The sequence below is a fragment of the Metapseudomonas cellulosilytica genome, assembly GCF_049334135.1.
Taxonomy (GTDB): domain Bacteria; phylum Pseudomonadota; class Gammaproteobacteria; order Pseudomonadales; family Pseudomonadaceae; genus Metapseudomonas.
The window spans coordinates 38,921-45,146 of record NZ_JBHZGN010000036.1 but is presented as its reverse complement, the minus strand read 5'-3'; the positions used below and the strand labels follow the sequence as shown (position 1 = coordinate 45,146).

The window sequence follows — 6,226 nt, the reverse complement described above, 5'->3', positions numbered from 1 at the left end:
AGCAGATCGTTTGCGCGGCGATGCGCAAGCTGCTGCACATCGCCTATGGCGTGCTGAAATCGGGTCGGCCATTCGATCCGAAACTGGCCCTTGCCCACTAAGGGGCAAGACGGTATCTACACGGCTGACGGCACAGGGCCTGTGGAGCCAATTCATTCGCGATTGAAATCGCTCCCACAAGAGCTCAGGCCGGCGCGTGCTGCTGCCACCACTGGTGGATGGCCTTGGCCAGGGCCTCGACCGACTCGGTGGCGTCGAGGACCAGCGTCAGGGGTTCGTCCACCGGCGGCTCCAGGTCGGCGAACTGGCTGTCCAGCAGGCTTACCGGCATGAAATGCCCCCGGCGCCTGGCCATTCGTTCGCGAGCGGCTTCAGGGGCGAGTTCGAGGTAGGCGAAACCCAGCGCTGGAATGGCGTGGCGCAAACCCTCGCGATAGCTGCGCTTGAGGGCCGAGCAGGTGAGTATCGGATGTTCGCCGGCGGCGTGGGCCTGCTGCAGTCGTTTCTCCAAGGCACGCAGCCAGCTGGCACGGTCCTTGTCGGTAAGGGGCTGGCCGGTGCTCATCTTCTGGATGTTGCGGTCGGGGTGGAAGGCATCACCCTCGATCAGCCTCGCCCCGGAGCGCACCTCCAGCGCCCGCGCCACGGCGGACTTGCCGCTGCCGGCAACCCCCATGATCACTACTGCGTTGATGGGCTGGTACATCGGGCTTTCTCCCATGCTGCTAGATAAAACGTTAGGCGATGGGAGGGAAAATGGCCCGTTGTGAGGCGAAAACCCCATATCGACGACGGATCGAGGCAGCCATGTCGCAGTTCAGGGCAGGCGCAGCGCCCCGTGTACCGTCCCGAAGATCATCCGTTTCATCAGTTCCTGCCCTTGCCCGCGTGGCAATCCGCTGGCGTCCAGCCAGGCCGGTAGCTGGTTGAGCAGGGAAACGATGCTGGCCACCGCGCCGCGTCCGGCGGCGTCCAGGGGCTGGCCGGCCAGTTGGGCCAGGGGCTGCAGCAAGGCTTCTTCGTAGGCCTGGCGCAGCGCCCGGGCCTGCTCCAGGCGTTCACCGGAGAGGCAGCGGGCCTCCAGCTCGGCCAGACGGAATTGCAGGCCCATGGATTCGTGCAGGGCCAGGTGCGCCTCGATCAGTGCGGCCAGGCGCGTGGCCGGATCGCGGTGACGGCGTGCGGCCAAGGCGGCGTTGTCCAGCAACTGTTCGTACAGCTCCTCGATGAACTCGAAGAGCAGCGCTTCCTTGCTTTCCACATGGTGGTAGATGGACCCGGCCTTGATCCCCAGCTGGGCCGCGAGGTCGCGCATGCTGACCTGTCCGTAGCCCTGCTCGGCGAACAGGGCCAGCGCCAGGTGGCGGTTTTCCAGGTAGCGGGAGCGGCGGGCGGTGATGGCGTCGAGCATGGCGATGGCTCTCGCGGGTGGCTTGCCCGGCACTCTAGCCAGCGCCGACGCCGGGGCCTAGGTCGAAAGCGCTCCGCTACTTTGGCGTTTTTTTCCATTGATCCCCCGCGCAGGCCGGAAGGAGGGAGGTGGTTTCTTCGTATCCGAATAAATAAGTTGAAATAATTCGGATCAGTAGTAGACTCGAAATCAAAGCATTCACCCAGGAGACGTCATGAGCATTCCCGCCAGCCATGCCAGTCCGGACCTCCAGAGCGGCGAAGCCGGCCGAGTGGCGCTGAAGTTCTTCTTCAACCTGATGGAAAAGTGGGGTTGCACCAAGGAGCAGCAGCGCACCCTGCTGGGCTCCATCGGCAATACCACCTACTTCAGCTACAGGAAGCTGCCCAGCGTGCGTCTGCCTCACGACACCCTGGAACGCATCTCCTACCTGATGGGCATTCACAAGTCCCTGCGCATCCTCTTCAGCAATCACGAGGAGCGCGCCTACGAATGGGTCCACAAACCCAACAGCGCCGCACCGTTCAATGGCCGCAGTGCGCTGGATTACATGCTTGGCGGCCAGGTAGTCGACGTGGCCGATGTCCGCCGTTACCTCGATGGAGTGCGTGGCTGATGACCCAGGAGCTCCTGGTGGAACGGATTCCGCAGTGGACCAGGGCCTATCGCCTGGTCAACAGTGCCTTCCCGCCGATTTCCGTGTTCGAGGATACCCTCGACCCCGACGACCTCGAATTCGCCTACGCCATCGAGGCCATGACCAACGACCGCTTGCGAGACCAGGTGGGTGAGATCAGTCGCGTCGCCCCCGAGGATCGTGTCAGCGGCGCGGGCTCCACCGTAGTGATGGCGGTGTTCACCCATATCGGCCGTACCAGCCGCTTTTCCGACGGTTCCTTCGGCGTCTATTACTGCGCCAGCTCCATCGATGCCGCCATCGCCGAAACCCGCTATCACCAGGAGCGGTTCTGGCGCGCCACCCAGGAGGGGAGCATCGAAATCACCATGCGCTCCTACGTCAACAAGGTGGTGAACCCGATGCTCGATGTGCGCGACCGCGTCGATCTGCATGACCCGGACCCCACCACCTACGGCAGCAGCCAGGCCTTCGCCGGGCTGCATCGCAATGCCGGCAAATGGGGCCTGCTGTACAACAGCGTGCGGTTGCCGGGGCATGAATGCGTGGCGGCCTTCCGTCCGCCAGCGGTGACCCTGCCGGTGCAGGGACAACACTTCCGCTATATCTGGGATGGCCGTACCCAGAGCATTTCCTGCGTGATCAAGCTAAGCCCCGTGGGCTAACCACCGCAGGTCTCCGCGATCAGCTCATCCACCACCGCCACCAGCGCCTGCTGGCGTGGCAGGCCGGCTTGCAGGGATTCCCGATAGCGGAGCAACTGCCGGTCGGCGCTGCTGCCATAGCGCAGGACATGCCGGCCGCGGACGAACCCCTGGCCATCGCCTTCGGCCTCGGCACGCTCACCGAAGCAGGCATGGGCCCGGGCGAGCCAGGCACCCGCCGAGAGGTTGGCCTCGCCCGAGGTGTCCAGATACGTGCCATGGATGCCGAAGCGCATCGCCCGCCAGTAGTTCTCCTTCAACACCAGGCGTTGCACCAGGGAGTCCGGCGGGGCGTCGTCCTGCTCGATGGCCCAGGCCACCAGGGCGCGGAACAGGGCGACCACACACAGGGCATCCTCCACCGATGGACAGGCGTCCGCCGCCATCAGCTCCAGGGTGGGAAAGCGCGAGGATGGCCGGATATGCCAGCCGAGGTCGCCTTCGCGGCGAATCGCTCCGGAGGCCATCAGCCACTGCAGGTAGGCGGCGTACGCCGGCTCGTCGGGGAAGTGCTCGGGAATGCCCTTGTGCGGCCACTCCGCGCAGACCGCCTGGCGATAGCTCATCAGCCCGGTCGGCCGCCCATTCCACAACGGCGAGGAGGCGCTCAGGGCGAGCAGCAACGGGAGCCAGCCGAGCACCCGGTTCATCACCCGGACCCGGTCGATCCCGGCAGGCACGACCACATGGATGCGCATGCCACAGATCAGGCTGCGATGGGCAATCATCCGCTGGTCTTCGAAGAACGGCTGATAGTACGGCTCCGCTGATGGCACCTGGATATGCCAGTTGGCGAAGGGGTGGGTGCCGACACAGAGGGGCGCCAGTTGGAATTCCGCGGCTATGGCCGCCAGACGGGTGCGCCGCTCCAGCAGGCTGGCGCGGACTTCCGCCAGTTCCTGAAGGTTGGGTTGCACCATCTCCAGGCGCACCAGGCTCTGGAACATCTCCTGGCTGAAACTGTCCTTGAAGGTGGATCGGGCCACCTGCAGGAACCCCTCGGGCAGTTGCGGAGGCAGGTCCCGGCTGCGCTTGTCTACCAGGAAATAGGTCTCTTCGACTCCGAAGCTGGGGGCGAGTGGGGCGTTGGGCATACGGTCCGCCTCGATTGAGCCTACAGGCAAGTGACGTACCCGTTGGCCGAGGTTTCAAGGACCGTTGGTCAGCAAGGCTTCTGCAACGGGGGTGTCATCTGTCGGGAGGAAGCTTTCCGATGAATAGCCGCCCGATGACATTTACGTGGCGAGTTTCCCTGCTAGGTTTTTCAGTCCGGCTACTCGATTGGTGAGAGGACTGAGAATGAATAATTTGATGCTTCGCCAGGTTGAGGACACCTTGAACAAGATGAGCGTCACCTTCCAGTTCGAGTGCTTGTGGGAGGCCGATGGCAGTTGCTCCATCACCCTTCGCAACCAGCACCTTGCCATTCCCCGTACCAAGGTGGCCGGCATCAGCGAGCAAGCGCTGCAGGACGAATACAGCACCCAGCGCCTGGGGCTGGAACTCATGGACAGAGTGTTGGACGACTGATGAAACGGGTAGCCAGTCAGCCGCGGCTGCAGGTCCTGCAGCAGCCCGCCGGCAAGAGTCCCAAGTCGGTCGAGCGTGTCGCCATCTTCATGGTGATCGGCATGTTCATGCTGGGTGTCTACGGCCAGTACTCGGGTCGGGGCCCGGGTACCACCGCGATGCCCAGCCGGCCAGCCAAAACACCGGTGTTCGAGTTCCAGCGCTTGAGCGCCAATCCTGCGGAGCGCACGGCGGCGTCCGGGCAGCGGCCGCAGCAGGAAAGCCGTTCCGCGCAGGGACAGTCGGCGCGGGTGCAGTTGTAGGGTTTGAACTCCGTTGCCCTTGTAGGGGCGAATTCATTCGCCAAGCAGGCCGAAGGTCTGCCCTTCGAGCCCGCAGGGGGACGCTGCGCATCCCTTGGCGAATGAATTCGCCCCTACATTGATCACATCACCAGGCACCCCGGCACATGCCGGGTCCAGCCGCTGGCCTGTTCATAGGCGTGGGCCAATTGCAGCACGGCCAGGTCCGCCTGGTGCGGACCGATGATCTGCAGCCCCATGGGCAGGCCGCGGCTGTCGAAGCCTACCGGCACATTGGCCACCGGACAGCCGGAGAGGGTGCCGGGGATCACCACCTCCATCCAGCGGTGGTAGGTGTCCATGGCCCGACCTGCGATCTCTTTTGGCCAGTGCTGGGTCTTGTCGAAGGGGAAGACCTGGGCACTGGGCAGCAGCAGGTAGTCATAGCGTTCGAACAGCTGGCGGATGGCGCGGTACCAGTCGGTGCGTGCGGCGGAGGCGCGGGAGACGTCCATGGCGGAAAGCTGCAGGCCGTTCTCCACTTCCCAGATGGCTTCGGGCTTGAGCTGCTCACGTCTGGCCGGGTCGCCGTAGTGGCTGCCGAGGGAGCTGGCCACCTGCCAATGGCGCAGAGTTCGCCAGGTGTCCCAGAGCCTGGCCATGGAATAGTCCGGGCGGCTTTCCTCGATCGCGCAGCCCAGGGCCTCGAAGTCCTTGAAGGCGGCGCGGCAGAGCTCCAGCACGCCGTGCTCCATGGACAGGTAACCGTCGAAGTCCCCCAGCCAGCCGAGGCGGGCGCCCTTGAAGTCCCGCTGCAGGGTGCCCGCGAAGTCCTGTCCGCCTTCGGCGATGGACAGCGGCGCGCGCGCATCGCCGCCGGCCTGCACCGACAGCAGCAGGGCGACGTCGCGGGTGTTGCGGCCCATGGGGCCTTCGTAGCCGAGTTGGTCGAAGAACAGGTCGGCGGCATCGTCGAAGGGCACCCGGCCCTGGGAGGGGCGAAAGCCGATGATGTTGTTGAAGGCCGCCGGGTTGCGCAGCGAGCCCATCATGTCGCTGCCATCGGCCACCGGTACCAGGCGCATGGCCAGGGCCGCCGCCGCACCGCCGCTGCTGCCGCCAGCGGTGCGGCTCGGGTCGTAGGCGCAACCAGTGGCGCCGAACAGCGGGTTGTAGGTCTGCGAGCCGAGGCCGAATTCCGGGGTGTTGCTCTTGCCGATGATGATGGCGCCGGCGGCCTTGAGGCGCTCGACCATGATGCCGTCGCGCTCGGGCACGTGGTCCTTGTACAGCGGCGAGCCCAGGGTGGTACGGATGCCGCGGGTCAGGGACAGGTCCTTCACTGCATGGGGCAGGCCGTGCATCCAGCCCCGGTACTCGCCACGGGCCAGCTCGGCGTCGCGCTGGTCGGCCTCGGCCAACAAGAGCTCGGCGGGCTGCAGGCTGATCAGGGCGTTGACCCTGGGGTTGAAGCGCTCGATATGGGCCAGGTAGTCCTGCATCACCTCGCGGCAGGACACCTGGCGCTGACGGATGTGCAGGGAAAGCTGGTGGGCCGGCAGCTGCACCAGCTCACTGATGGATTCTTTTTGACTGCTCATGGTTCTGCCTTGGGCAAACGGCGGGTTGCGGAATGCCCCGCCCACATGGGCGGGGCCGGGCG

At 65.1% G+C, this 6,226-nt stretch carries 8 protein-coding genes; 4 read left to right on the top strand and 4 right to left on the bottom strand.

The window, feature by feature from the left end; translation table 11 throughout:
- Positions 1-184: 184 nt before the first annotated feature.
- Both ACFW0H_RS28190 and ACFW0H_RS28185 read right to left on the bottom strand, forming a co-directional pair.
- A complete protein-coding gene (locus ACFW0H_RS28190) occupies positions 185-706 on the bottom strand; it encodes a gluconokinase (RefSeq protein ID WP_422917154.1) in 522 nt (173 codons plus the stop codon).
- A 111-nt stretch (positions 707-817) separates the two neighbouring features.
- Positions 818-1,411 (bottom strand): TetR/AcrR family transcriptional regulator, encoded by a 594-nt coding sequence (locus ACFW0H_RS28185; RefSeq protein WP_422917153.1) that lies wholly within the window; start codon positions 1,409-1,411, stop codon positions 818-820.
- A 214-nt stretch (positions 1,412-1,625) separates the two neighbouring features.
- Here ACFW0H_RS28185 and ACFW0H_RS28180 point away from each other — a divergent pair, with 214 nt between their 5' ends.
- Positions 1,626-2,027 (top strand): MbcA/ParS/Xre antitoxin family protein, encoded by a 402-nt coding sequence (locus tag ACFW0H_RS28180; protein WP_422917152.1) that lies wholly within the window; start codon positions 1,626-1,628, stop codon positions 2,025-2,027.
- The gene (locus tag ACFW0H_RS28175; protein ID WP_422917151.1) at positions 2,027-2,713 is read left to right on the top strand and encodes an RES family NAD+ phosphorylase; all 687 of its coding nucleotides are present in this window, start codon (positions 2,027-2,029) and stop codon (positions 2,711-2,713) included. Before ACFW0H_RS28180 ends, ACFW0H_RS28175 begins: the two co-directional genes overlap by 1 nt.
- Here the strand turns inward: ACFW0H_RS28175 and ACFW0H_RS28170 are convergent.
- The gene (locus ACFW0H_RS28170) at positions 2,710-3,846 is read right to left on the bottom strand and encodes a carboxylate-amine ligase (protein ID WP_422917150.1); all 1,137 of its coding nucleotides are present in this window, start codon (positions 3,844-3,846) and stop codon (positions 2,710-2,712) included. The two genes, ACFW0H_RS28175 and ACFW0H_RS28170, sit on opposite strands and share 4 nt — an antisense overlap.
- 217 nt (positions 3,847-4,063) lie before the next feature.
- Here ACFW0H_RS28170 and ACFW0H_RS28165 point away from each other — a divergent pair, with 217 nt between their 5' ends.
- Entirely contained in the window at positions 4,064-4,282 is a 219-nt protein-coding gene (locus ACFW0H_RS28165; protein ID WP_422917149.1) for a hypothetical protein, read from the top strand.
- Complete coding sequence (locus ACFW0H_RS28160) at positions 4,282-4,584, top strand: hypothetical protein (RefSeq protein WP_422917148.1); 303 nt, start codon at positions 4,282-4,284, stop codon at positions 4,582-4,584. The genes ACFW0H_RS28165 and ACFW0H_RS28160 overlap by 1 nt, the downstream gene beginning before the upstream one ends.
- Positions 4,585-4,706: 122 nt before the next feature.
- Here ACFW0H_RS28160 and ACFW0H_RS28155 read toward each other — a convergent pair whose 3' ends face one another.
- A complete protein-coding gene (locus ACFW0H_RS28155; RefSeq protein WP_422917147.1) occupies positions 4,707-6,164 on the bottom strand; it encodes an amidase in 1,458 nt (485 codons plus the stop codon).
- Positions 6,165-6,226: the final 62 nt, after the last annotated feature.